Source organism: Streptosporangium sp. G12 (assembly GCF_052983175.1).
Genome location: NZ_JBRIQO010000055.1, coordinates 1 through 24,225, shown reverse-complemented (window position 1 = coordinate 24,225; position 24,225 = coordinate 1). Strand labels below are relative to the sequence as shown.

19 protein-coding genes, 2 tRNA genes and 1 riboswitch are annotated in these 24,225 nt (G+C 69.1%); of the genes, 12 read left to right on the top strand and 9 right to left on the bottom strand.

Annotation, left to right across the window (positions count from 1 at the left end; genetic code table 11):
• Positions 1 to 589: 589 nt before the first annotated feature.
• From ACVCAG_RS44725 to ACVCAG_RS44700, 6 genes are all read right to left on the bottom strand, one after another.
• Positions 590 to 3,217, bottom strand: coding sequence for a valine--tRNA ligase (locus ACVCAG_RS44725; protein ID WP_440089732.1), 2,628 nt, complete (start codon positions 3,215 to 3,217; stop codon positions 590 to 592).
• Between the two features lie 250 nt (positions 3,218 to 3,467).
• Positions 3,468 to 4,748 carry an ATP-dependent Clp protease ATP-binding subunit ClpX gene (clpX, locus tag ACVCAG_RS44720; protein ID WP_329084422.1) on the bottom strand — a complete coding sequence of 427 codons (1,281 nt, stop codon included), beginning with the start codon at positions 4,746 to 4,748 and terminating at the stop codon, positions 3,468 to 3,470.
• A 192-nt stretch (positions 4,749 to 4,940) separates the two neighbouring features.
• A complete protein-coding gene (locus tag ACVCAG_RS44715; RefSeq protein WP_326642780.1) occupies positions 4,941 to 5,585 on the bottom strand; it encodes an ATP-dependent Clp protease proteolytic subunit in 645 nt (214 codons plus the stop codon).
• A gap of 11 nt (positions 5,586 to 5,596) precedes the next feature.
• Positions 5,597 to 6,241: a ClpP family protease gene (locus ACVCAG_RS44710; RefSeq protein WP_386161284.1), complete on the bottom strand. Its 645-nt coding sequence runs from the start codon at positions 6,239 to 6,241 to the stop codon at positions 5,597 to 5,599.
• Positions 6,242 to 6,757: 516 nt separating this feature from the next.
• Positions 6,758 to 8,143 carry a trigger factor gene (gene tig / locus ACVCAG_RS44705; protein ID WP_362686771.1) on the bottom strand — a complete coding sequence of 462 codons (1,386 nt, stop codon included), beginning with the start codon at positions 8,141 to 8,143 and terminating at the stop codon, positions 6,758 to 6,760.
• Positions 8,144 to 8,352: 209 nt separating this feature from the next.
• Positions 8,353 to 9,219 carry a Scr1 family TA system antitoxin-like transcriptional regulator gene (locus ACVCAG_RS44700; RefSeq protein ID WP_440065975.1) on the bottom strand — a complete coding sequence of 289 codons (867 nt, stop codon included), beginning with the start codon at positions 9,217 to 9,219 and terminating at the stop codon, positions 8,353 to 8,355.
• Between the two features lie 243 nt (positions 9,220 to 9,462).
• On the opposite strand from ACVCAG_RS44700, the gene ACVCAG_RS44695 reads away from it, so the two are divergent.
• Positions 9,463 to 9,972: an ATP-binding protein gene (locus tag ACVCAG_RS44695; RefSeq protein WP_440089729.1), complete on the top strand. Its 510-nt coding sequence runs from the start codon at positions 9,463 to 9,465 to the stop codon at positions 9,970 to 9,972.
• A 101-nt stretch (positions 9,973 to 10,073) separates the two neighbouring features.
• Here ACVCAG_RS44695 and ACVCAG_RS44690 read toward each other — a convergent pair.
• Positions 10,074 to 10,147 (bottom strand) — tRNA-Pro (locus ACVCAG_RS44690).
• 89 nt (positions 10,148 to 10,236) lie between these two features.
• Between ACVCAG_RS44690 and ACVCAG_RS44685 the strand changes: the two genes are divergently transcribed.
• The 3 genes from ACVCAG_RS44685 to ACVCAG_RS44675 all read left to right on the top strand — a co-directional run bounded on the left by ACVCAG_RS44685 (position 10,237) and on the right by ACVCAG_RS44675 (position 11,404).
• Positions 10,237 to 10,307: transfer RNA gene (locus ACVCAG_RS44685), tRNA-Gly, on the top strand.
• 212 nt (positions 10,308 to 10,519) lie between these two features.
• Positions 10,520 to 10,912, top strand: coding sequence for a helix-turn-helix domain-containing protein (locus tag ACVCAG_RS44680; RefSeq protein WP_440089727.1), 393 nt, complete (start codon positions 10,520 to 10,522; stop codon positions 10,910 to 10,912).
• 81 nt (positions 10,913 to 10,993) lie between these two features.
• Complete coding sequence (locus ACVCAG_RS44675; RefSeq protein WP_440089725.1) at positions 10,994 to 11,404, top strand: VOC family protein; 411 nt, start codon at positions 10,994 to 10,996, stop codon at positions 11,402 to 11,404.
• Positions 11,405 to 11,574: 170 nt separating this feature from the next.
• On the opposite strand, the gene ACVCAG_RS44670 is transcribed toward ACVCAG_RS44675, so the two are convergent.
• The gene (locus tag ACVCAG_RS44670; RefSeq protein ID WP_440089723.1) at positions 11,575 to 12,885 is read right to left on the bottom strand and encodes an FAD-dependent monooxygenase; all 1,311 of its coding nucleotides are present in this window, start codon (positions 12,883 to 12,885) and stop codon (positions 11,575 to 11,577) included.
• 86 nt (positions 12,886 to 12,971) lie between these two features.
• On the opposite strand from ACVCAG_RS44670, the gene ACVCAG_RS44665 reads away from it, so the two are divergent.
• The 3 genes from ACVCAG_RS44665 to ACVCAG_RS44655 all read left to right on the top strand — a co-directional run bounded on the left by ACVCAG_RS44665 (position 12,972) and on the right by ACVCAG_RS44655 (position 16,998).
• Positions 12,972 to 13,589: a TetR family transcriptional regulator gene (locus ACVCAG_RS44665; RefSeq protein ID WP_440089721.1), complete on the top strand. Its 618-nt coding sequence runs from the start codon at positions 12,972 to 12,974 to the stop codon at positions 13,587 to 13,589.
• A 104-nt stretch (positions 13,590 to 13,693) separates the two neighbouring features.
• Positions 13,694 to 15,280, top strand: a complete 1,587-nt coding sequence (locus ACVCAG_RS44660; RefSeq protein ID WP_440089719.1) for an FAD-dependent oxidoreductase — start codon at positions 13,694 to 13,696, stop codon at positions 15,278 to 15,280.
• A gap of 44 nt (positions 15,281 to 15,324) precedes the next feature.
• A complete protein-coding gene (locus ACVCAG_RS44655) occupies positions 15,325 to 16,998 on the top strand; it encodes a SpoIIE family protein phosphatase (RefSeq protein ID WP_440089717.1) in 1,674 nt (557 codons plus the stop codon).
• 230 nt (positions 16,999 to 17,228) lie between these two features.
• Here the strand turns inward: ACVCAG_RS44655 and ACVCAG_RS44650 are convergent, their stop codons facing one another.
• Positions 17,229 to 18,773: a choice-of-anchor I family protein gene (locus tag ACVCAG_RS44650; protein ID WP_440089715.1), complete on the bottom strand. Its 1,545-nt coding sequence runs from the start codon at positions 18,771 to 18,773 to the stop codon at positions 17,229 to 17,231.
• A gap of 210 nt (positions 18,774 to 18,983) precedes the next feature.
• Here ACVCAG_RS44650 and ACVCAG_RS44645 point away from each other — a divergent pair, with 210 nt between their 5' ends.
• From ACVCAG_RS44645 to ACVCAG_RS44625, 5 genes are all read left to right on the top strand, one after another.
• Positions 18,984 to 19,553, top strand: coding sequence for a TIGR03086 family metal-binding protein (locus ACVCAG_RS44645; RefSeq protein WP_440089713.1), 570 nt, complete (start codon positions 18,984 to 18,986; stop codon positions 19,551 to 19,553).
• 439 nt (positions 19,554 to 19,992) lie between these two features.
• Positions 19,993 to 20,589 (top strand): HD domain-containing protein, encoded by a 597-nt coding sequence (locus ACVCAG_RS44640; protein ID WP_440089711.1) that lies wholly within the window; start codon positions 19,993 to 19,995, stop codon positions 20,587 to 20,589.
• A gap of 93 nt (positions 20,590 to 20,682) precedes the next feature.
• A complete protein-coding gene (locus ACVCAG_RS44635) occupies positions 20,683 to 21,483 on the top strand; it encodes a DeoR family transcriptional regulator (protein WP_440089709.1) in 801 nt (266 codons plus the stop codon).
• Positions 21,480 to 22,559 (top strand): galactose-1-phosphate uridylyltransferase, encoded by a 1,080-nt coding sequence (galT, locus tag ACVCAG_RS44630; protein ID WP_440089707.1) that lies wholly within the window; start codon positions 21,480 to 21,482, stop codon positions 22,557 to 22,559. The genes ACVCAG_RS44635 and galT overlap by 4 nt, the downstream gene beginning before the upstream one ends.
• A 72-nt stretch (positions 22,560 to 22,631) precedes the next feature.
• Positions 22,632 to 22,768, top strand: a riboswitch (cyclic di-AMP (ydaO/yuaA leader).
• Between the two features lie 42 nt (positions 22,769 to 22,810).
• A complete protein-coding gene (locus ACVCAG_RS44625) occupies positions 22,811 to 23,749 on the top strand; it encodes a coiled-coil domain-containing protein (protein ID WP_440089705.1) in 939 nt (312 codons plus the stop codon).
• Positions 23,750 to 24,225: the final 476 nt, after the last annotated feature.

Here is a 24,225-nt window from a genome sequence, read left to right as displayed (position 1 = left end):
GCTTCATGCACTGGCTTTTAACACACTGTTGAGTTCTCAAGAAACGGACGCGTACACCATCACCCTGACCCGACCAAGTGGTCCGGCAGAACTCCGGGGCGTTCCATTTCGTGTCACTATCTTATCAGGAGTGTCGGTTTCGTGTCAAACTGTCGGATTTCCGACGCTCGACTCGAACCCGTCGAACCCGCTAGGATTGCGACTGCCCCGTTTCCAGGGCAACCCCTCTAACTTACTCCAACATCCGGTCGTTGTCCAATCGTACGGACACGCCCGATTTGCCGGGATTTTTGGAAGGGAGGTGCAGGACGCTGCCCTGCATGAAGAACTCTAGCAGTCCCCCAGGGCTGCGATGACCAACTTCCCGGTAAGAACTAGGTCTTCCCTGGGATGCCAGCCCTTAAACACGAGAACCCAGGGTCAAGAAACCCTGGGTTCTCTTCAAAGCGGCCACCGATCCGGAGCAGTCCTCTTCCCGCTGCTCAGGCCAAGTCCCTGCCTGTGCGGACAAAGTCCCCGCCCGACTCACGACCTGTCAGGACAAACCCTGTCGCCGACTCGCGCTGCCGGGAGTCGGTCAGACCAGAAGTCAGCCGGCCGGCAACGACGCCAGCTGGGCGAGCAACCGCTCGATGTCCTGGTCAGCCTGTGCCGCCCGGGAGCGCACCTTGGTCACCACGTCGTCGGGCGCCTTGGCCATGAACTGCTCGTTGCCGAGCTTGGCCGCGACCTGGGCCGCCTCCTTGCGCGCCACCGCGAGATCCTTCTCCAGGCGCTTGCGCTCGGCGGCCACATCGATCGTCCCGGCCGTGTCGATCTCCACGGCGATGCCGCCCACGTCAAGGCTGGCTGTCGCGGCGAACGACTCGGACGGCTGGTCGAGCCGGAGCAGCGACCGAATCGCCCCTTCGTGGGGGGCGAGTGCCGTGTCGGCGAGCGAAAGCCGTGCGGCGACCCGCTGGCCCGGCTTGAGGCCCTGGTCGGAACGGAACCTGCGCACCTCGGTGATCAGCCCCTGCATGGCGAGGATTTCCTCCTCCGCCGAAGGATCACGCAGCGACTCCTGGACCGTCGGCCAGGGGGCGACCACGATCGACTCGCGCCCGGTGACCGCACGCCACAGTTCCTCGGTGACGAACGGCACCAGAGGATGGAGCAGGCGAAGCAGCGAGTCGAAGACGTGACCCAGCACGAGCCGGGTGTGCTCCTGGCCGGAAGCGATCTGGATCTTGGCGAGTTCCACGTACCAGTCGCAGACCTCGTCCCAGGCGAAGTGGTAGAGCAGGTCCGAGATCTTGGCGAACTCGAAGCTTTCGAAGGCGGTGTCCACCGACGCGACGATCTCTTGGAGCCGGGAGAGGATCCAGCGGTCCGCGGCGGTCAGCTCCTCGGTGGGGAGCTCGCCCGTCACGGCGCCGTTCATCAGCGCGAAGCGGGTGGCGTTCCAGATCTTGTTGCAGAAGTTGCGTGAGCCTCCGGCCCATTCCTCGCTGATCGCAACATCGGAGCCGGGGTTGGCGCCGCGCAGCAGCGTGAAGCGGGTGGCGTCGGCACCGAAGCGCTCGACCCAGTCGAGCGGGTCGACGACGTTGCCGAACGACTTCGACATCTTCTTGCCGTACTGGTCACGGACCATGCCGTGCAGCGCCACGGTCCTGAACGGCGGTTCCCCGTCCATGGCGTAGATGCCGAACATCATCATCCGGGCCACCCAGAAGAACAGGATGTCGTAGCCGGTCACCAGGACGGAGGTCGGGTAGAACTTGGCCAGCTCCGGCGTCTTGTCCGGCCAGCCGAGGGTGGAGAACGGCCAGAGCCCGGAGGAGAACCAGGTGTCGAGGACGTCGGGGTCCTGGACGTAGCCCTCGGGCGCCTGCTCGTCGGGGCCGACGCAGACGACCTCTCCGTCCGGGCCGTACCAGACCGGAATGCGGTGTCCCCACCACAGCTGCCGGGAGATGCACCAGTCGTGCATGTCGTCGACCCAGTCGAAGTAGCGCTTGGCCAGCTCCGGCGGGTGGATCTTCGTCCGGCCGTCGCGGACCGCGTCGCCCGCGGCCTTCGCCAGGGGGGAGACGTTGACGAACCACTGGAGCGAGAGCCGGGGCTCGACCACGGTCTTGCAGCGCGAGCAGTGCCCGACCGAGTGGAGGTAGGGACGCTTCTCCGCGACGATCCGGCCCTCCGCGCGGAGCGCGGCCACCACCGCGGGCCTGGCCTCGAAGCGGTCGAGGCCCTGGAACGGGCCGTGCGCGGTGACCACTCCCCGCTCATCCATGATCGTCATGGACGGCAGCGAGTGGCGGCGCCCGATCTCGAAGTCGTTCGGATCGTGCGCCGGGGTGACCTTGACCGCCCCGGTGCCGAAGGAGGGGTCGACGTGCTCGTCGGCGACGATCGGGATGCGGCGCCCGGTGAGCGGCAGCTCCACCTCGCGGCCGATCAGGTGGGCGTAGCGCTCGTCGGAGGGGTGCACGGCCACGGCGGTGTCGCCGAGCATCGTCTCGGCCCGGGTGGTCGCGACCACGATGGAGTCGTCGCCGTCGCCGTAGCGGATCGAGACGAGCTCGCCCTCGTCCTCGCTGTGCTCGACCTCGATGTCCGACAGCGCGGTCAGGCAGCGCGGGCACCAGTTGATGATGCGCTCGGCGCGGTAGATGAGCCCGTCGTCGAAGAGCTTCTTGAAGATCGTCTGGACGGCCCGGGAGAGGCCCGGGTCCATGGTGAAGCGCTCCCGCGACCAGTCGACACCGTCGCCGAGCTTCTTCATCTGGCCGAGGATCCGGCCCCCGGACTCCTCCTTCCACTGCCAGACGCGCTCGACGAACGCCTCGCGGCCGAGGTCGTGCCGGGACAGTCCGTCCTTGGCGATCTCGCGCTCGACGACGTTCTGGGTGGCGATGCCGGCGTGGTCCATGCCGGGCAGCCAGAGCGTCTCCTGGCCGCGCATGCGGGCACGGCGGGTCAGCGCGTCCTGGATGGAGTGGTCGAGGGCGTGGCCGATGTGCAGGACACCGGTCACGTTCGGCGGAGGCAGGACGATGCTGTACGGCTCGCGCTCGCTGCTCGGGTCGGCGGTGAAGTGTCCCTCCGATACCCAGCGCTCGTAGCTCCGGGTCTCCACGTCGGCGGGTGCGTACTGGGTAGGCAGCTCTGGCGTCGTCACGATGCCCAAGTCTAGGGATGTCCGCGTGCCCCCTGTCCCACGGACCGCCATACGGACCGCTTCTCCCCCTGACTTCTACCGATGAGCGAGACGATCCCGCCGCCGAACACCGGCGGGTACCGGCGAACACCGGCGAGCACGGGTGGATACCGGCGGACGCCGGACGGGGGGCGACGAGGGCACCGTCCGGCCGCGGGTACGCCACTGGCAGGAACCGGACAGCCGAGAACGGCGGCGCCCCCCGCGGGAGAACCCGCGGGGGGCGCCGATCGTGCGAACCAGGAGGGTTCGCGCGGGCTTTCTAGGCCGACTTCTCGCGCGGCGGCCGCTGCTGCTTGTTGAGCTGGTCACGCGGGACGAGCGTGGGGTTGACGTGCTCCAGGACCGACTCGCGGGTGATGACCACACGTGCCACGTCCTGCCGCGACGGCACCTCGTACATCACCGAGAGGAGGACCTCCTCCAGGATCGCCCGCAGGCCGCGGGCGCCGGTGCCGCGCAGGATCGCCTGGTCGGCGATGGCCTCCAGCGCGTCGTCGGTGAACTCGAGTTCGACGTTGTCCAGCTCGAACAGACGGCGGTACTGCTTGACGAGGGCGTTGCGCGGCTCGGTGAGGATCTGGATGAGCGCCTCACGGTCGAGGTTGTGGACGCTCGTGATGACCGGGAGCCGGCCGACGAACTCGGGGATCATGCCGAACTTCAGCAGGTCCTCGGGCATGACGTTCTCGAAGATGTCGGCGCCGTCGATGTCTTCCTTGGAGCGGATGATCGCGTTGAAACCGATCCCCTTGCGGCCGACCCGGGACTCGATGATCTTCTCGAGACCGGCGAAGGCCCCACCGCAGATGAACAGCACGTTGGTGGTGTCGATCTGGATGAACTCCTGGTGAGGGTGCTTGCGGCCCCCTTGCGGCGGCACGCTCGCGGTCGTGCCCTCCAGGATCTTCAGCAGGGCCTGCTGCACGCCCTCACCGGAGACGTCCCTGGTGATCGACGGGTTCTCGCTCTTGCGGGCGATCTTGTCGACCTCGTCGATGTAGATGATGCCGGTCTCGGCCTTCTTGACGTCGTAGTCGGCGGCCTGGATCAGCTTGAGCAGTATGTTCTCGACGTCCTCGCCCACGTAGCCCGCCTCCGTCAGGGCGGTGGCGTCGGCGATGGCGAACGGAACGTTCAGCATCTTCGCCAACGTCTGGGCGAGCAGTGTCTTGCCGGAACCGGTGGGGCCCAGGAGCAGGATGTTGGACTTGGACAGCTCGATGCCGTCGTCACGTCCGCGCTCGCCGGACTGCACCCGCTTGTAGTGGTTGTAGACCGCCACGGAGAGAGCCTTCTTCGCCTGGTCCTGACCGATGACGTAGGCGTCGAGGAATTCGTAGATCTCCCTCGGCTTGGGAAGGCTGTCCCATTTGAGCTCAGAGGACTCGCTGAGCTCCTCCTCGATGATCTCGTTGCAGAGGTCGATGCACTCGTCGCAGATGTATACGCCGGGTCCGGCGATGAGCTTCTTGACTTGCTTCTGGCTCTTTCCACAGAAAGAACACTTCAGCAGGTCTCCCCCGTCGCCGATGCGTGCCACCCCAGATACTCCTTTGCGTGGGACCGCCCTGGCTGCCGCGGTCCGTTTCTTCCGACCGGCCCGATACCCGATCGAAAAGTCATCCCGCTTAGGTTTCGACGTTACCGTCTTCTGAGCCCTCAGTGAGCCCCCTAGCGGCGAGTCGCACCGGAACGTGCCTGATTCGGCACGGTTCCGGTGCGATATGCCTCGTTAGGAGGCTACGGCCTTCGCGAGTTTCTTGCGGGACGGAATGATGTCGTCGATCAGTCCGTACTCCTTGGCCTCGACGGCGTCAAGGATCTTGTCCCGCTCGATGTCCTTGCGGACCGCCTCCGGTGCCCTGCCCGAGTGCTGAGCGATGATCGTCTCCATCTGCGCGCGCATCCTGAGGATCTCGCGCGCCTGGATCTCGATGTCGCTTCCCTGGCCGCCACCCTCGGTGGACGGCTGGTGGATCAGCATGCGGGCGTTCGGCAGGGCGAAGCGCTTGCCCGGCGTGCCGCCGGCCAGCAGGACCGCCGCCGCCGAGGCCGCCTGGCCCAGGCAGACCGTCTGGATCTCCGGCCGGACGAACTGCATCGTGTCGTAGATCGCCGTCATGGCGGTGAAGGAACCGCCCGGCGAGTTGATGTAGATGCTGATGTCGCGGTCGGGGTCGAGCGATTCCAGAGTCAGCAACTGCGCCATGACGTCGTTGGCTGACGCGTCGTCCACCTGCACGCCGAGGAAGATGATGCGGTCCTCGAAGAGCTTGGCGTACGGGTTCATCTCCCGCATGCCGTAGGACGTGCGCTCGGTGAAGGACGGAAGAACGTAGCGGCCGTTGATGTCTCCCGGCCGGATCAACTCACTCACCTTGTGCCCCTTCAGGAGACGGCGCCCGTGGAGGGCACCTGTCGAGCGCTGCGCACGACCTGGTCGATGAAGCCGTAGTTCTTGGCCTCCTCGGCCGTGAACCAGCGGTCCCGGTCGGAGTCGGCCTCGATCTGCTCGATGTTCTGACCGGTGTGGAACGCGATGCGCTCGGCGAGGGTCTTCTTGACGTAGAGCATCTGCTCCGCCTGGATGGCGATGTCGGCGGCGGTGCCGCCGATGCCACCGGAAGGCTGGTGCATCATGATGCGGGCGTGCGGCAGGGCGTATCGCTTGCCCCGCTCGCCGGCGCAGAGGAGGAACTGGCCCATGGAAGCGGCCAGACCCATCGCGACGGTGCACACATCGTTAGGGACATATTCCATCATGTCGTAAATCGCCATACCAGCGGTTACGGAACCGCCTGGCGAGTTGATGTAGAGCCAGATATCGCGCTCCGAGTCGTCCGCGGCGAGCAGGAGCAGCTCGGCGCAGATCCGGTTGGCGATCTCGTCGTTGACCTGGGTGCCCAGCACGATGATGCGCTCACGCAGCAGCCGCTGGTAGAGCTGGTCTTCGAGCCTGAACGAGCCGTTCGGCTGGCTCATCGACTCGGGCCCGGAGCCGGTCGGCTGGTAGAAGGTCGGCGGGCTGGTCACAGCGTCACCTTCCGATGCGTCGTAATCGATTGGCTTTGCTTGTGACCTTAACGCGCGTCACCTACCGGACATGCCTCCTCAACGCACTGTTCGCTGACGGCGCATGCTGCCCGCCGCCTCCCCACCACGTCCGGAACCCCCTGCCGCGTACCCGGGTGGAGGCTCCGAAGCCAGAGCCCGTACGGCGTGTCGCGTCCGCCGAGGGGCGGAAGCGGGGGCTGCGGAGGAGAGCCGTACGGCGCCGCCGCCTCCGGAGAGAGGGACCGACGGCTCTCAGAGGGCCCAGGAGCCCGCGAGGTACCTCGGGGGGCAGGAGGTCGGGAGGAAGGCAGGAGAACCCCAGGCACCGCTCTGCGGCACGCTCACCGCCCGGAGACCGAGGGCACGCTCACCACGCGGAAGACGGGGGCGCTCTCACCACCCGTCAGACGAAGACGCCCCCGTCGCGTGGAACGCGGCGGGGGCATCGGGCGGTGGAGGCGCCGGGCGGGCCCGGTGCCTCCACTCGGCCGGGAACTACTTGGCGGCCTCGACCTCGTCGGCCTGGGCGGCCTCGTCGGTGTCGGAGGCCTCCTCACCGTTGATCTCGGTGTAGATGGCCTTGAGGTCGACCTCGTTGCCGGCCTCGTCGACCACCTTGGCGGCGTCGCCGATGACGCTCTTGGCCTTGTCACGGACGATCTCGACCATGGCCAGCGTGAGCTGGTCGTTGTCGGCCAGGTGCTGGGCGAGCGTGTTGGGCGCGACGTTCATCTGCATGGCGCGGCGCACCACGAAGTTGGTCAGCTCCTGCTCGCTGACGCCGAGGTCCTCGCTCTTGACGATCTTGTCAAGGACGAAGCCCGTCTTGAGGGCCTTGGCGGCGCTCTCGTCGAACTCCGCGAGGCGCTCCTCCTCGGTGGTCTGGTAGAGGCGGAAGTACGCCTCCTTGCTCAGGCCACTGTCGGCGATCTGGTGCTCGAGGTTGTGCTTGCGGTTGTCGACCTCGGCCTTGAGCGCGCTCTCGGGCAGCGGGATGTCGATCTTGTCGAGCAGGGCGTCGAGGGCGTTCTCGCGAGCCTGGACGACCTGGTCGATCAGCTTGTTGCGGCGGGCCGTCTCGCTGATGCTCGCCTTGAGCTCGTCAAGGGTGTCGAACTCGCTGGCGAGCTGGGCGAACTCGTCGTCCAGCTCGGGGAGGACCTTCTCCTTGACGCTCTTGACGGTGATGGTGACCACGGCCTCCTCGCCGGCGTTCTCACCGCCGACCAGGTTGGTGGTGAACTCCTTGGTCTCACCCGCGGACAGGCCGACCAGGGCGTCGTCCAGGCCCTGCAGCACCGAGCCGGCGCCGACCTCGTACGAGACGTCGTTGGCCTGCTGCTCCTCGATGTTGACGCCGTCGATCGCGGCGGCCAGGTCCATGACGACGAAGTCGCCGGAGGCCGCGGGGCGCTCGACGCCGGTCAGGGTGGCGAAGCGCTGGCGCAGGCCGTCCAGCTGGTCGTCGATGTCCTTGTCGGAGACCTCGGAGACCGGGACGGTCACCTCGATGCCCTGGTAGTCGGGGACGTCGAAGCCGGGGCGGACGTCCACCTCGGCGGTGAACTCGACCTGCTGGCCATCCTCGATCTTGGTGACCTCGATCTCCGGCTGGCTCACCGGGAAGATCTCGCTCTCGTCGACGGCCCGGCCGTACAGCTTGGGCACCGCGTCGTTGAGGGTCTCCTCCAGCACCACGGCGCGGCCGAACCGCTGCTCGATGATGCGGGCCGGAACCTTGCCGGGGCGGAACCCGGGGACGCGCACCTGCTGCGCGACCTTCTTGTACGCCGCCTGCAGGCTCTCGCCGAGCTCCTCGAACGGCACCTCGACGGTAAGCCTCACCCGGGTCGGGCTGAGCTCCTCCACAGCGGTCTTCACGGGGTCGTCTCCTTGATCAAGCTTTGAGTGATCGCGGGCGCGTCAAGTCGTAACGGCTACCGCGGCAAGCTCGCGCGCCGCGCCCACATGAGCGGCACCTGGCACAGCCGTCGAGACACGCGAGATCAGGGCATGCTCCACAGCGGCGGGTGTTCAGCGCCGCTGGCCAGTCTAGGGCAGAGCGGCACCATCGAGCGACCAATGGCCGCTCAGTCCTCCTTGATGATCCGCCTCAGGATGTCATTCGTCTCCCCGGGCGTGGTGCTGACCGCGCACAACCGCTCCATGACCTCGCTGTAGCGGTCGACGTCCTCGCGCTTGTCCAGGTACAGGGCACTGGCCAGTTGCTCGACGTAGACGACGTCGGGGAGCTCGCGATCGTTGAAGCGGAGCACGCTGAAGGCCCCGCCCTCCGCGCTGTGGCCGCCGAAGCTGAAGGGCATGACCTGGATGGTGATGTTCGGCTGCCGCATGAGGTCGAGCAGGTGCTCCAGCTGGGCTCGCATGACGTCCGCGCCGCCGATGGGGCGCCGTAGCGCGGCCTCGTCGATGACGGCCCAGAAGAACGGGCCGTCGGGCCGCCCGAGCACCTGCTGGCGCTGCATCCGCAGGTCGACGCGGCGGGCGATCTCCTCGGGCGCGATACCGGCGCTCCCCGCGGTGATGACCGCCCTGGCGTACTCCTTCGTCTGCAGCAGGCCGGGCACGAACTGCACCTCGTAGGTGCGGATCCGGGAGGCCGCCTCCTCGAGGCCGACGTACGTCTGGAACCACGAGGGCAGCAGGTCGTTGAAGCGGTGCCACCAGCCGGGCTCGTTGGCCCGCAGCAGCAGATCCATGATCGCCGACCGGGCGTGCTCGTCCTCCACCCCGTAGAAGGTGAGCAGGTCCGCCACGTCGCGTTCCCTCAGGCCGACCCGGCCGAGCTCCATCCTGCTGATCTTGGACTCGGATCCGCGGATCAGATGGCCCGCCTCCTCGCGCGAGAGCCCCTTGGCCTCGCGCAGGCGACGCAGTTGGGAGCCTAAGAGGATACGCAGAGCTGTGGGACCCGATCCCGGTTGAACCTGCGTCACTTCGCCTCCCTCTGTACTTGGGCCAGCGCACACAGTGTCACTACTTCCGGCCGCTATGACAAGGTCTCAACTCCCTGCCCGATTCGCCAAGTCGCCGCCTTAACCGCCCATGCGGCTGCACACTGCAACTGCACGTGCATTTGGGTCTTGCAGCAGACGTTCCGGTGACCCATGATGGCTTAGTGCATATTGGGCTTATGGTGCACAAGCTCTGAAAACTCTCAAGTGGTGCGGAGACTCACGATGACAGCGGGAGGTACCGGCAGGATGGTGGAGGAGCCAAAATCGGCTGCCGACTACCTGCAGGCGACCCGCCAGGTGGGCTTTGACGAGCTACTGGAGGCCAACCACTCCGGCGCGACCGCGTGCCCCCTGCCCAGCCAGGCCGACTCGGTGAAGACCGCCCGGGACGTGACACGCTCGACACTCCACGACTGGGGACTGGCGGAGCTCAGCGATGACGCAGCGCTAGTGGTTTCGGAACTGGTCACCAACGCGGTCCGTTACGCGCTGTGTCCGCCCACCCAGACGGGGATAGCTCCGATCACGCTCGTCCTGGTGCACCTCTCCCCCCATGTGCTCCTGGCCGTGACGGATCCGAGCGACGAGGTTCCGACCCCCAAGGAGCCCGACTTCGTCTCGGAGAACGGCCGGGGCCTCTACATCGTGGAGACCTACAGCCAGGGGTGGGGCTGGGACCACCTCAACTGCGGCGGCAAGGCCGTCTGGGCCTTCTTCAGCCCCCGTCACTGATCTTCCTCGGTCCCCGCCGCCCGTGCGTCCCACGCGGCGAAGAGCTCTTGACCTCGCACACGAAGAACCGGGCATCGGTCGGAACCGATGCCCGGCACACGTCGGGGTGACAGGATTTGAACCTGCGGCCCCCTGCTCCCAAAGCAGGTGCGCTACCAAACTGCGCCACACCCCGGTACGTCGAGTGCGCGCACGCTCCGGAACTCCGGTACGCTTACGCCCTGACGAACGGATGAAGTCTAGACCAGACTGACGCCGGCTCGCGCGGACGTAGCTCAATGGTAGAGCCCCAGTCTTCCAAACTGGCTACGCGGGTTCGATTCCCGTCGTCCGCTCAGATGGCGAAAGGCCAGGTCAGCCCATATACGGCGACCTGGCCTTTCATGTTTCGCCAAAACTTCAGGAACTTCCGTGCCCGCTGCGTGCCCGATGGTTTTTGGATCCGTTTTCGCGGGCTTTCTTGAATTCCTTCCCGAGCGCCCACGCGATGACCTGGTCACGTTCCCGCCCGCGTCACGGACGACGGGAACCGTGATGTGATGGCGTCGTGAGTCGCGCCGTCGAAGAGACCAACCGCCGCATGCTCCGGGCACGGGACACGATGGACCGCGCCTACGCGCAGCCGCTGGACGTTCCGGCCCTGGCCCGGATCGCCCATGTGTCGGAGGCGCACTTCACGCGCACCTTCCGGGCCACGTTCGGCGAGACGCCGCACCGCTACCTGCAGCGCCGCCGGGTCGAGCGTGCGATGTCCCTGCTGCGGGACACCGACCGCAGCGTGACGGACATCTGCTTCCAGGTCGGCTTCGGCAGCCCGGGGACCTTCAGCCGCACGTTCCGCGACATCGTCGGCCGGTCGCCGAGGACGTACCGCAAGGAGGCGACGGCCGTGGGCGTGCCGACGTGCTTCACGATGGCGTGGACGCGGCCGAACGGCTGACCGCCCGCCCTGCCCGTGCCCTCCGCCAACTCGACAGTTTCGGATAAGTTTCCCTCCGGCCTGCCCAGTAGCGTGATTCGCATGTTCAACTCCATCACGCACTCGCAGATATACGTCCTCGACCAGGACGAGGCCCTCGACTTCTATGTGGGCAAGCTTGGCCTGGAGGTCAACGCCGACGTCGACATGGGCTTCATGCGCTGGCTGACCGTCGGCGTCCCCGGCCACCCGGAGCGCCAGATCCTGCTGGAGAAGCCGGGGGGTCCGATGATGTCCGCGGAGACGGCGCAGCAGGTTCGCGAGCTGGTGACCAAGGGCGCGATGGGCGGCCAGCTCATCTTCAGCACGGACGACTGCCGCAAGACGTACGAGACGCTGCGGGACCGGGGCGTCGAGTTCACCGAGGAGCCCACCGAGCGCCCGTACGGAATCGACTGCGGCCTCCGTGACCCCTTCGGCAACCGCCTCCGCTTCACCCAGCTGAAGGCCTAGCGCCGTGACCGGCGAGGTCCGCCGGTCCGGCCGTCAGCGGCAGCCGGCACCGGCGTGACCGGCCGGGCCTGGCCGGTGGCGTCCTGCCCGCGGACGCGGGGCGGCCGCGGGCCGCGGTCCGGCCATGGCGTGAACGCGGATGGGACGGGCCGGGCGAAGGCCGTCCCGTCTCACGAGAAGGCCCTGTGCCTCAGGACCGGAAGGCGCTGGGCGGTGCGCAGGAAGGTCCTGAAGCCGACCCGGGCCACCGGGTTCTCGTCCACGAACTGCCGGGCCGCCCTGAGGGAGTCGCGTACGGCCGCGAAGCCGTACTCGCGCATCTCCGCCTCGTAGGCGGCGATGGCCGCGACAGGGTCGCCTCCGCCGCCGAGGGCGCCGGTGAGGGCCCGGCAGAGTGATCGGGCGTCGCGCAGGGCGACGTTGGCGCCGATGCCCCGCATCGGGGTCATGCTGTGGATCGCGTCGCCGAGCAGGGTGATGTTCGTGGCGGGCCAGGGGCCGATCGGCACCGAGGTGCGGATCGGCAGCAGCGAGACGGTGGCGGGGTCGGAGCTGGTGACCAGCGCGCGCAGGTCCGGGTGCCAGCCAGTGATCATCCGGGCCACGGTGTCCCTGAGCCGCTCACCGTCCATCACGGCGAGATCGCCGGGAAAGCGGCCGGTCGCGGCGCCGAAGGCCCACATGACGTAGGCGCCGGTGTTGTCGAACAGGGCGCCCTCCCGCTCGGTCCTGCCGATCCCCGACGGCAGGACCGTGTTTTCGGCGTTTCCGGCGTTTCCGGCGTTTCCGGCGCCTCCGAGGTCGTGCGGCGCGGTGAACATGCCGAGGCCCCTCGGCGGGATGATCATGTTGACGGCCTCGTACAGGGCGGGATCGACCAGGGTCCGGGTGGCGGCGGTGAGCGGGAACTTGCCCGCGACCGTGACGATGCCGGTGTCGACGCGCCGCGCGTGCGGCAGGTACCGGTGCCTGACGCGGGAGTTGCCGCCGTCGGCGGCGACCACGATGTCGGCGGTCTCGGTGGTGCCGTCGGCGAAGCGCAGGGTGACGGTGCCGCCGGGGTCGCGGGTGTAGCTCTCGAAGGTCTTGCCGAACCGGACGACGCCGGAGGGCCCGTCGAGCCCGGACAGCAGGACCTGCCGCAGGGTGATCCGGCTGACCGAGTGGTGGGCGTCCACCGGGTCGGCCACGGGCCGGCTCTCCAGGGTCAGCAGCGGCCTCATCCGGTGGCTGAGGAAGCGGAAGTCCTGGGCGTCACGGCCGGAGGTCGCCAGGAACGCCTCCCACAACTCGGGCGGCAGGCAGTCGCGCAGGGCCCGGGAGCCGTCGGGGTCGATGTGGACGCGGTAGCCCTGGAGCCGGTCGGAGGGGGTGCGGTCGCGCTCGTAGACCGTCACGTCGACACCCGCGCCGCGCAGCCCCTGCGCCAGGCAGAGGCCGCCGATCCCGCCTCCGACGACGGCAACTCTCGAATTCGTCATGGCATCACTATCATCCAGATGGATGAAATTATCAACCACATGGTTGATAGATTCATCCCGTTGGTTGGCCGGTGTTACCGTGAGGCATGGACAAAACCCCTCGCCGCGCCCCCGTGGAGCGCAGGCGCGATCCCGAGCGCACCAGGAGGCGCATCGTCGAGGCGGCCAAGGCCGAGTTCTCCGCCAAGGGATTCGCCGGGACGAGGGTGAGCGAGATAGCCGCCAGGGCCGGGGTGAACAAGCAGCTCATCTCCTACTACTTCGGCGGGAAGGAAGGGCTGCTCAAGGCGCTCACGGCGGAGTGGCAGAGCAAGGAGGGCGCCTTCGCCGGGACGTCACCGCCGCCGTCGCTGCCCGAGCTGATCCGCGGCTACGTCACCGGGACCGTGCGCGAGCGCGACCTCACCAGGATCCTCATCTGGGGCGGGCTGCAGGACGACGGCGAGGAGGACTCCTCGCTGATCGAGCAGATGCGGAGCGACGTCGAGGACCTGCGCAGGCGACAGGCGGAGGGGGAGTTCCCCGGCGACCTGGACCCCGCCTGCCTGCTCCTGATGCTCTTCGCCGCGGCCGGCGCCGGGGCGATATTCCCCCAGCTGGTCCGCGCGCTCTGCGGGCAGGACCCGGCATCCGAGGAGTTCGGGGAGCGGTATGGGGAGCAACTGGCGCGGTTGCTCGGCCATCTCGGCGCCGTGAAGTCCTAGTTCGTCTGGAAATATCTACAAATCTCTGTTAAACACAATGTTCGTATATAGATCATTCTTTACAATCCTCCATACCAGCAGTCAGAGTGCCCCCTGGAGGGAAAGTGTCGGAGTTCGACGGCGTCATCGTGGGCGGGGGCCATAACGGCCTCACCTGTGCCGCCTACCTCGCGAAGGCGGGGTTGTCGGTCGCGGTCGTCGAGCGCAACGACGTCGCGGGCGGCGGTTGCAGCACCCAGGAGCTCACGCTGCCCGGCTTCCGGCACAACACCCACAGCAGCTACCACTTCCTGGAGGAGGGCCCGGTCCCCGCCGACCTGGAGCTTCAGCGTTACGGCCTGCGCTACGTCTACCCCGAGACCCAGCACGCCACGGTCTTCAGGGACGGCCGGGCGATCACGGTCTACACCGATCCCAAGCGCACCGCCGAGTCCTTCGCCCGGTTCTCCAAGGCCGACGCCGCGCGCTGGCTGGAGCTGTACGAGCGCTACGCCGAGGCGGCCAGGGACCTGATGAACGGCTTCCTGTACTCCAGGCCGCTGCCGCCGCCGGTGCTCGCCGAGCGCGTCGGGGGCGACCTCGGCCGCGACATGCTGAGCTACATGCCGCTGTCGCTGTACGAGGCCGTCGACAGGAACTTCGAGAGCGACCAGGTCAGGGTGCTGTTCAAGTCCTTCCTGCACGCGATCTCCATCGAGAACGTGCCCGGCACCGGCGGCTTCTTCCCCCGGCTGCTGTCGCGCATCGCCAGGCTCGGGGTGCCCGTGGGCGGCGCGGGCAACGTCGCGAGCGCGCTGCGCGCCGTCATCGAGGAGCACGGCGGCACCGTGGTCACCGGCGCCCACGTCGAGCAGATCATGGTCGACGACGGGCGGGCCACCGGGGTGCGGCTCGCCACCGGCGACGTGCTCACCGCCCGCCGGTTCGTGGCCAGCGCGGTGGACGCCCCGCAGACCGTGCGGCTGGCGGGCCCGGAGAACTTCGGCGCGGAGATCGTGGCCAAGGTCGAGGGCTACAAGTGGGCCGGGCACAGTCTCGTCACCCTCCACCTGGCGCTCGACGAGGCGCCGCGCTACCGGGCCGCCGAGTTCGAGCCCGACGTCGACCGGGCCTTCCTCGTGGTGCTCGGCGCCGACGACAGCGAGCAGCTCGGCCGCACCTTCGACCAGATCCACCAGGGACGGCTGCCCGACCGGCTGGCCGGCAACGGCGCGTGCCCCTCTCTGTTCGACCCCTCGTACGCGCCGGACGGCAAACACGTGGCGTTCTGGTGGCCGTGGGCCCCGTACGACCTGGGCGGCGACCCGGCGAGCTGGGACGCGCGGCGCGAGGAGGTCGGGGAGCGGCTGCTCGCCGAGTGGGCCGAGTACGCCCCCAACCTGGCGAGCGGCGCCGTCCTGGGGAAACGGGTCTTCACACCGCTCGACATCGAGCGGCACTGCGTCAACATGGTGCGCGGCAGCCACCACGTGGGGGCCTACGAGCCGTCCCAGCTGGGCGGCAACCGGCCGGTCCCCGAGATGGGCCAGTACCGCACCCCCGTCGACGGCCTCTACCTCTGCGGCGCCAGCAGCCACCCGGGCGGCTCGGTCTCCGCGGCCCCCGGATACAACGGCGCCAACGCCATCGCAGAAGACCTCGAACTGGAAACCTGGTGGACGCCGGTTCCCGCACCCCGGTGGAGCGAGTGAAGTCCCGTTTCGTCACCAAGAATCCAGCGACACCAGGGTTCAGGATGGGCAGTCCCGCATCCATGCACGAGCAGCTGTCCCTGCTCAACGCCGCCAGCAAGCGCATCGGCAGCACGCTGGACATGTTCGAGACCGGCAGGGAGCTGATGGACGTCGCCGTGCCGCGTTTCGCGGACGCGGCGGGCATCCTCGTCCAGGACCGGCTGGTGACCGAGGGTGAGTTCCCCCAGGAGACCACCGACGGCTCGGCGCTGGTGCGGCGGATCGCGGTCGGCGTGGCCGACCCCTCCCCCGGCGAGTACGCCAAGGCGTTCCCCGTGGACGAGGTGGCCGTCTACGAGGCCTGGACCCCCTACGCCCGGTGCATGGCCACCGGCAACCCGATCCTCTACCCCCGGCTGGGGCGCAGGACCGCCGAGGAGATCGGGCGGTTCTGGAAGCGCGACTCGGTGTCGAAGGTGCTGGAGGACAGCTCGTTCCTGGTGGTGCCGCTGAAGGCGCGCGGCCGGGTGCTGGGCTTCGTCATCTTCACCCGTAGGCCCACCAGCCAGCCCTTCGACGAGCAGGACGTCAACCTGGCCGAGGAACTGGCGGCCAGGACCGGCGTCTGCCTGGACAACGCGCGGCTCTACAACCGCGAGCGCCGCACCGCGCTCACCCTGCAGAGCAGCCTGCTGCCCGTCGACCTCTCCCAGCCGCTGGGCCTGACGATCGCCTCCCGCTACCTGCCGGCCAGCGACCTGGTCGGCGTGGGCGGCGACTGGTACGACGTGATCCCGCTGCCCGGCTGCCGGGTCGCCCTCGTCGTCGGCGACGTGATGGGGCACGGCATCAGGGCCGCCGCCACCATGGGCCAGCTCCGCACGGCCGCGCGCACGCTGGCCAGCCTGGACCTGAGCCCGGCCGACGTGCTGTTCCGGCTCAACCTGATGAGCCAGGATCTGGACGCCAGCCAGATCGCCACGTGCGTGTACGCCACCTACGATCCGGTCACCCGGCGGTGCGCGATGGCCTGCGCCGGGCACGTGCCGCCGATCCTGGTGCGGCCCGGCGGCGAGACCGAGCTGCTGGAGCTGCCGCCGGGGCTCCCCCTGGGCATCGGCAACGAGCCGGCCGAGATGCGGGAGTTCACGCTTCCCGGCGGGACCGTGCTCGCCTTCTACACCGACGGCCTGGTGGAGAGCCGCGACCGGGACATCGAGGAGGGGATCGGCGCGTTGCGCGGCCTGCTCTCCGGCCCCGACCATGATCTGGAGGAGGTCTGCGACCTCACGATCAGCGCCCAGCGGCCCGGGCACGAGCGTGACGACATCGCCCTCCTGCTGGCCAGGGTGTCGGAGCTGACGGAGAACGAGTTCGTCGAGACGTCGCTGCCCCCCGACCGCCGCTCCGCCTCCCACGCCCGCCGTTTCGTCCGGGCCACGCTCGACAAGTGGGAGCTGTCCTCGCTCTGCGACAACACCGAGCTCATGGTCAGCGAGCTGGTCGCCAACGCGGTCGAGCACGGTCAGGGCGAGGTCGAGCTGCGGCTGCTGCGCGGGCCCACGCTGGTCTGCGAGGTGTCCGACAGCTCCGCGTCCGAGCCGGTCATGCGGGAGGCGTCCACCACCAGCGACACCGGCCGCGGCCTGCATCTCATCAACTGGCTCGCCCACCGCTGGGGATCCCGCCTCACCCCGAAGGGCAAGATCGTCTGGGTCGAGCAGCGGCTGCCCTAGCCCGGCAGCCCTGCCGGGCCACACGCACGGGCCGCGGTGCCGCCTCCCGCGTCATCGCGGCCCGTACGGCCCCGTACGGCCCCGTACGGCCAGGGCCTCACGCCTCACGCCTCATCGAACGCCCCCGCTTCTTCGGAGCCCGTACGCGGCGAAGCCCCACGCCGCGCGGGTTCTCGCGGCGTGGGGCCGGGTGTGCCGGGATGGTCGCCGAAGCGGGGTCCGGCGGAGGTTCAGCGGATCTCGTAGACGGCGGTGGTACCGCTGACCTCGTTGCCGACCACCAGGAGCGGGCGGCGGGTGGGGCTGTCGGAGGCGGGGACGAACAGCACGCCTTCGGGGCCGACGTCCCCGGCGGTGCCCTCCTCGATGGAGCCGCTGAGGTCACGGGTGTTGACGTACCCGGCCAGGCGCGGCGCCCGCGGGTCGCCCAGGTCGTAGGCGACGATCCCGCCGACCCGCTCCAGCCCGGCGAAGGCGTAGGTCCGGCCGCGCACCTCGCCGACCGTGACCCCCTCGGGCTCGGGGCCCTTGTTGTCGCTGCGGCTGTCGAAGGAGTCGTCCTCCTCGTTGTCGGCGTTGAAGGCGTCGGGCAGCTCCTTGGCGACGAGCCGCTCCAGCTGGTCGCCGGAGTCCCAGACGAGCGCTCCCGAGGTGGACCTGATCGAGATCGAGCGGGCGCCGAACGCGTGCAGCTCGGTGTAGGCGCCGCTCGCGTTCCTGGGAGAGTCGGCGGCCACGTTCAGCCGGCCGAGCTCGGTGTCCTTCTTGAGGTTCCCGGCGTCGGGCAGCGCGAGGTCCAGCGACTTGACCCTGACCTCGTCGGCGTGGCAGTCCCACTCGCGCCCGTCGCCCTCGTTGGCGGTGACCAGGTAGGTCCGCCCGCGGTCGCGGAAGTGCGCGATCGCGTCGGGCTGGTACATGCCCTTCACCGGCCGGGGCCTGATGTCGATCTTCCCGTCCTTGTCCGAGGCGTCGAACCCGGTCTTCGACCAGTCCTTCAGCCCCAGCGGGACGACGTCGCGGACCGCCGCCCGGTCCAGGTCGACGATCGCGAGCGCGTTGTTCTCCTGGAGGGTCACGTAGGCGGTGTCGCCCTCGACGGTGACGTACTCCGGCTCCAGGTCCCGGGCGGCGGTGGCCCCGGGGCCGGTGATCCGCACTCCCCTGGCCCGCAGCCGCTCCGCGTCGAACGTCGCGAACCCCGCGGTCCGCACCGTCCAGCGGCTCAGGTCGACGACGCTCACCGAACCCTCGGGGTCGGCCACCTCGCCCTCGCAGTAGGAGGACGGCTCCCCCTCGTTGGCCACGACCACCCGGCGCCCGTCCGGGGTGAAGGTCAGCATGTCGGGCAGCGCGCCCACGGTGACCTGCCTGAGCTTCCGCCCGCTCTTGGCGTCGAAGAAGGCGACGGTGCCCGGGTCGGTCTTGATCGCGGCCTGCTGGGCCACGGCGACCAGGCCGCGGCGCACCGCGACGCTGTTGGCGCCCGGGGTGGCCAGGGTGGCGACCTTGCGCGGCTTGCGCGGGTCGCGGATGTCGAGCACGTCGACGGTGCCGGCCTGCGCGTTCACCACGAAGACCCGGCGGGTCGAGGCGTCGTACGCGGTGATCTCCGAGGCGCCGGCGGCGACGGTACCGGTGGTGTAACGACCGAGGAAGGTCAGCTTGACGCCCCCGTGGCCGGACTCGGCGGTGGCCGGGGCCGCGGAGACGGGCATGAGGAGCAGGCCGGTGACCGCCGCGGCGGCCGCCCGGGTGAAAGTCGTGGTGCGCATGAGACGAATTTTCACGAAATATCGTGACTTCAACCTGACGCTGAGATGACCGCGGGATGAAGCCCCTCGGTCAGGTGTACCCGGACCGATCCCCTAGGCAACCCCGGGCATGCCGGTCATGTCCGTTGACGCGATGACTACTGGCGGTCCAGGGGTTACGGTCAAGATGAGAGCCGGGAGGAAACCCGGGAGGGCATCGGGAGGGGCATGATGACCATCGACATACCCGAGGCTTACCAGCGCGCGCTCGACGACTTCGGCGCTCTCGTCCACCGGGTCGGCCCCGACCAGTGGGAGAACCCGACGCCGTGCGTCGACTGGAACGTGCACGCCCTGGTCAACCATGTGGTCGGCGAGAACCTGTGGGCCCCCGTACTGCTCGCAGGGGGGACCTCCGCGGAGGTCGGCGACGCCTTCGAGGGGGACCTGCTCGGCGACGATCCCATCAAGGCGTTCGACACCTCGGCCGTGCCCGCCATCCAGGCGGCGACGAACGTCCACGCCCTCGACCGCCTCGTCCACCTGCCGTTCGGCGACGTGCCCGGCCGGGAGTACGTCACCGAGCTGTTCGCCGACGCGCTCATCCACACGTGGGATCTGGCCCGCGCCATCGGCGCCGACGAACGGCTCGATCCCGAGCTGGTCGAGGCCTGCGCCGCCTGGTTCAGCCATGTGGAGCCCGGCTACCGGCAGGCCGCGCCCCCCGGAGGACACCGGGAGGTGCCCTCCGGCACCGACGCGCAGACCCGGCTGCTGGCCTCCTGGGGCCGTCGCGCCTGACCGTCCGTTCTCCGGGCGCTCGCCCCCGGCTCACGCGGGGAGGCCCGGGCCGCTAGGCCGGTCGCTTGCCGTGGTTGGCCTTGCGCTTCCTGCGGGCCTTGGCCTTACGCGCTCGTCTGCCCATGCCGACCACCCCTTCCCTGAGATTCTCCGAGGTCCCGCCGAGTCCCGCGAGGTCCGGCCCCCTCTCGGGGCCGTACGGGGCTCGATCTCACCGGCTCAGACCTTCACATTCCTCCCGGAACGCCGGTCGCACAAGGCCCGAACGACGATCCGCCCAACTCCGGCGGACCGGGTTTCCCCGAGTTTCCCCGGGTTTCCCCGGCGCTTCCCCGGCTTTCCCCGGTCCTGACGTCCCGCGCCCCGGCGCGCGGACGCGTGATCGATTTCGCGCCCCGTCCCTCCGGCACGGCACCGGCCGGGTTCTAGGCTCCGTCACATGAGCGAGAAGCTGATGGCCCGCTGGCGATCCCTGGCCGGCCTCGGGGCCGACCCCCTCGGCAGCGAACTGATCACCCGGTACGACGAGCCGCACCGCAGGTATCACACGACCGCCCACCTGGAGGCCGTCCTCGACCACGTCGACGCCCTGGCCGGCCACGCCGAGCATCCGGACCTCGTACGGCTGGCGGCCTGGTTCCACGACGCCGTCTACGACCCCCGGCGCGGCGACAACGAGGAGCGGAGCGCGGGGCTGGCCGAGCGCGCGCTGCCGGAGACGGGACTGTCCGCGGAGGCCGTGGCGACGGTCGCCCGGCTGGTCAGGCTGACCGTCACGCACGACCCCGCGCCCGGCGACGCGGACGGGGCCGTGCTGTCCGACGCGGACCTGGCGATCCTGGGCTCGTCCCCGGAGGTCTACGCCGGCTACGCGGCGGCCGTGCGCGAGGAGTACGGCTTCGTCCCCGACGACGCGTTCAGGGCCGGGCGGGCCGCCGTGCTGCGCTCGCTGCTCGACCTCCCGGCCATCTTCCGCGTCGCCGATCTGGAGGAGGCGGCGAGAGCGAACATCGCGGCTGAGCTTGAGCGACTGTGAGCGGTTAGCCACCAATACTCAACAACGTTTCGTGGTCTCACCGTGGTAATTTGGTGGAATCTGGTGGATTAAGGGGAGCGAGGGGAGCGAGGCATGCTTGCCCAGCAGCGGCAGCAGGCGATCCTGGAGAGGGTGCGCAGTAGCGGCGGGGTCCGGGTCGCCGATCTCGTCCGGGAGCTCGGCGTGTCCGACATGACGATCCGGCGTGACCTCGAGGTGCTCTCCGAGCGCGGCCTGGTGGAGAAGGTCCACGGCGGCGCCACCGCCGCCGGGCCCGGCTCGACCGAGGAACCGGGCTTCGCCGCCAAGTCGGCGCGCCAGCAGGCGGAGAAGGAGACGATCGCCCAGCACGCCGCCGGGCTCGTCCGGCCCGCCACGGCGATCGCGCTCTCCGCGGGGACCACGACCTGGACGCTCGCCCACCACCTGGTCGACGTGCCCGAGCTGACCGTGATCACCAACTCGATCCGGATCGCCGACGTCTTCCACCGCTCCCCCAGGGCCGACCGCACGGTCGTGCTCACCGGCGGGATCCGCACCCCCTCCGACGCCCTGGTCGGCCCGGTCGCGGTCTCGGCGATCCGCGGGCTCCACGTCGACACCCTCTTCCTCGGCGTGCACGGGATGAGCACCCGCGCCGGGTTCACCACCCCCAACCTGCTGGAGGCCGAGACCAACCGCGAGCTGGTCGCCTCCGCGCACCGCCTGGTGGTGCTCGCCGACCACACCAAGTGGGGCACGGTCGGCATCAGCACCATCGCCCAGCTGGCCGAGGCCCACATCGTGGTCACCGACTCCGGCCTGACCGGGGAGGCCCGCGAGGAGATCGCCGCCTCGGTGGGCGAACTGATCATCACGGAACCCCAGCGAGAGAGCGAGATCTCCGGCCGATGAAACGCACGATCACCCACCTGGCCGACGGCCGGGAGCTCATCTACTTCGACCGGCGCGACGACGCCGACCGCGGAGCGGTCGACCGGCGTGACCTGCCGCCCCGCCCCGCCGCCTCCGAGCTGCGCTACGACCCGCTCACCGAGGAGTGGATCGCGGTGGCCGGGCACCGTCAGGGCCGCACCTTCCTGCCCCCGGCCAGCGAGTGCCCGCTCTGCCCCTCCACCCCCGGCAACCTCACCGAGGTGCCCGCCTCCGACTACGACGTGGTGGTCTTCGAAAACCGGTTCCCGTCGTTCTCCGCCCAGCCGGGCGAGCACCGGGAGATCGGCGGGCTGAGCGAGGTCCGTCCGGGGATCGGCAGGTGCGAGGTGGTCTGCTTCACCTCCGAGCACGACTCGTCGTTCTCGCGGCTCTCCCCCGAGCAGGTCGAGCTGGTCATGGAGGCCTGGGTCGACCGTACGGCGGAGCTGTCGGCGACGCCGGGCGTGGAGCAGGTGTTCTGCTTCGAGAACCGGGGAGCGGAGATCGGCATCACCCTGGCCCACCCGCACGGTCAGATCTACGCCTACCCCTACGTGACCCCGCGCACCAGGCTCACCCTCGGGGCGGCCGAGCGCCACCGGGAGCGGACCGGCGGCAACCTGTTCGCCGACGTCCTGGCCGCGGAGCGGGAGGCCGGTATCCGGGTGGTGGGCTCGAACGAGCACTGGACGGCTTTCGTCCCGGCCGCGGCGCGCTGGCCGGTGGAGGTCCACCTCTACCCGCACCGCCAGGTCCCCGACCTGGTCGCGCTGGAGGCCGAGGAGCGCGCGGCGTTCGGCCCCCTCTACACCGACGTGCTCCGCCGCCTCGACGGGCTGTTCGGCGTGCCCATGCCGTACATCGCGGCCTGGCACCAGGCGCCGGTCTCCACCGGCCGCGATCTGTCGTACGCGCACATGGAGCTGTTCAGCATCCGCCGCGCGCCGGACAAGCTGAAATACCTCGCCGGGTCGGAGTCGGCCATGGGCGCCTTCGTGAACGACGTGTCCCCCGAGGGAACAGCACAACTTCTGCGCTCTGTCATCACGAACTGATTACCGCTTGGTCTCGTCTTGAGGTCGCATGACCTGCTGTTTACCACTACTATCCTTCCCACATCGGCTGTAAACGCTGATTTGCCTAATCCTGGGCGCCTCGCCCAGGAGCCGGGGAACCACCGCACCTGGGGTGAAACCACTTCGGTGGAAGGGCTTCCTCCAGCCCGAACCCGTCAGCTAACCCGGTAGGCGGAAGGAGAGGAGAGTTCGTGGCGGCCTCGTCCCCCACGTTCCGTCGGCATGCCGCTGTGGTCCTCTGTCTGAGCTCGATCGCGGCGTTCACCATCGGTACCCCCACCGCGGGAAGCGCGGAACCCAAGCCGACCGAGGCCAAACTCCGTGCCGACCTGGCCAAACTCGGCAAGAAACTCGACGGGCTGATCGAGACCTACGCGGCCAGACGCGAGTCCCTCAAGAAGGCGCAGAAGGCCGAGGCCGTCGCCAAGCAGAACCTGGGCAAGGCCGAGGAGATCTATGTCGAGGCCAAGAGGCAGGTCGACTCCATCGTCCAGCTCCGCTACCAGACCAGCAGCAGCGGAGGGCTGCCCGCGCTGATGTTCTCCGGCGACATGGGCGCCGCCGCGGTGATGGAACAGCTCACCGCCCAGCAGAGCGCCTACCTGGAGGGCTTCGCCGGCAGCCTCGAGCGCAGGAAGAAGGCGGCGGAGACGGCGTCCAGGCTCACCGACGAGATCCGCGACGAGGCCAAGGAGGTGGAGGGCCGGCGCGAGGAGGCCGAGGACGTGATCCGCGACGTCAAGGACAAGCTCGACCGGCTCGCCCCCACCGGCTCCGGCCGCCGCTCCGACGGCAGCTGGGCCCCGCAGCTCCCCACCGGTGCCGACAACATCACCGACCGCACCCGGATCATGCGCGACGCCGTCATGCGGCGCTTCAGCCTCCCGTACTCCGTCGGCTGTTACCGGGCCGCCAACGACGGCGGCGAGCACCCCCTGGGCCGCGCCTGCGACTTCATGATGAGCACCGGCGGCACGATGCCCTCGGCCGCCAACCTCGCGCTGGGCGACGAGATCGCCGCCTGGGCCCTCAAGAACAGGACCAGACTGGGCGTGAAGTACGTGATCTGGCGTCAGCGGATCAACCACGGCTCCGGCTGGCGCTTCATGTCGAACCGCGGTGGCATCACGGCCAACCACTTCGACCATCCGCACATCTCGATGTTCTGAGCTGCCCCGGCCTCCGGCCCGCGGTGATGCCGTGTCGAGGGCATGTCCAGGGCACGTGGCGGGTTTCCCGTTCGATGATCTCCGGCGGGCACGCGGCAGAAGATGAGGGCCGCGGCGATGCGCACGTCGTGAGACGGCGGTGAGCGCCGACATACAGGTCCGTACGGCCGAAAACCGCTTGCCTCGGGGGTGGGGCTCGGGGAACGTGGTGTCCATGACGCTCTGACGGACGGCACCCCGCCCCCCGAAATGCCACGGTGCCGACGCGCCCCGTAACGCTGTCAGCCCATACCCTTTTTAAGAGAGCCTCTTTGTCTCAGCGACACCCCCCGCTGGAGTCCCCGCCGCCGTCCACCGCGGCCGTGGGTCCGGCCACCGTCACCGTGTTCGCCTCCCCGACGAGCTGGATCGAGTCCGACGCCCTCGCGCAGTGCCACCAGGTGGCCGCGCTCGACGGCATGACGCACGTCGCCGCC

Excerpts from the sequence above, each read along its gene's own strand:
- ACVCAG_RS44655 (WP_440089717.1), top strand. The coding sequence starts at position 15,325 with ATGGGCAGTCCCGCATCCATGCACGAGCAGCTGTCCCTGCTCAACGCC.
- ACVCAG_RS44640 (WP_440089711.1), top strand. The coding sequence starts at position 19,993 with ATGAGCGAGAAGCTGATGGCCCGCTGGCGATCCCTGGCCGGCCTCGGG.
- ACVCAG_RS44635 (WP_440089709.1), top strand. The coding sequence starts at position 20,683 with ATGCTTGCCCAGCAGCGGCAGCAGGCGATCCTGGAGAGGGTGCGCAGT.
- ACVCAG_RS44645 (WP_440089713.1), top strand. The coding sequence starts at position 18,984 with ATGACCATCGACATACCCGAGGCTTACCAGCGCGCGCTCGACGACTTC.
- ACVCAG_RS44695 (WP_440089729.1), top strand. The coding sequence starts at position 9,463 with ATGACAGCGGGAGGTACCGGCAGGATGGTGGAGGAGCCAAAATCGGCT.
- ACVCAG_RS44675 (WP_440089725.1), top strand. The coding sequence starts at position 10,994 with ATGTTCAACTCCATCACGCACTCGCAGATATACGTCCTCGACCAGGAC.
- ACVCAG_RS44665 (WP_440089721.1), top strand. The coding sequence starts at position 12,972 with ATGGACAAAACCCCTCGCCGCGCCCCCGTGGAGCGCAGGCGCGATCCC.
- ACVCAG_RS44725 (WP_440089732.1), bottom strand. The coding sequence starts at position 3,217 with ATGGCGGTCCGTGGGACAGGGGGCACGCGGACATCCCTAGACTTGGGC.
- ACVCAG_RS44670 (WP_440089723.1), bottom strand. The coding sequence starts at position 12,885 with ATGACGAATTCGAGAGTTGCCGTCGTCGGAGGCGGGATCGGCGGCCTC.
- galT (WP_440089707.1), top strand. The coding sequence starts at position 21,480 with ATGAAACGCACGATCACCCACCTGGCCGACGGCCGGGAGCTCATCTAC.
- ACVCAG_RS44650 (WP_440089715.1), bottom strand. The coding sequence starts at position 18,773 with ATGCGCACCACGACTTTCACCCGGGCGGCCGCCGCGGCGGTCACCGGC.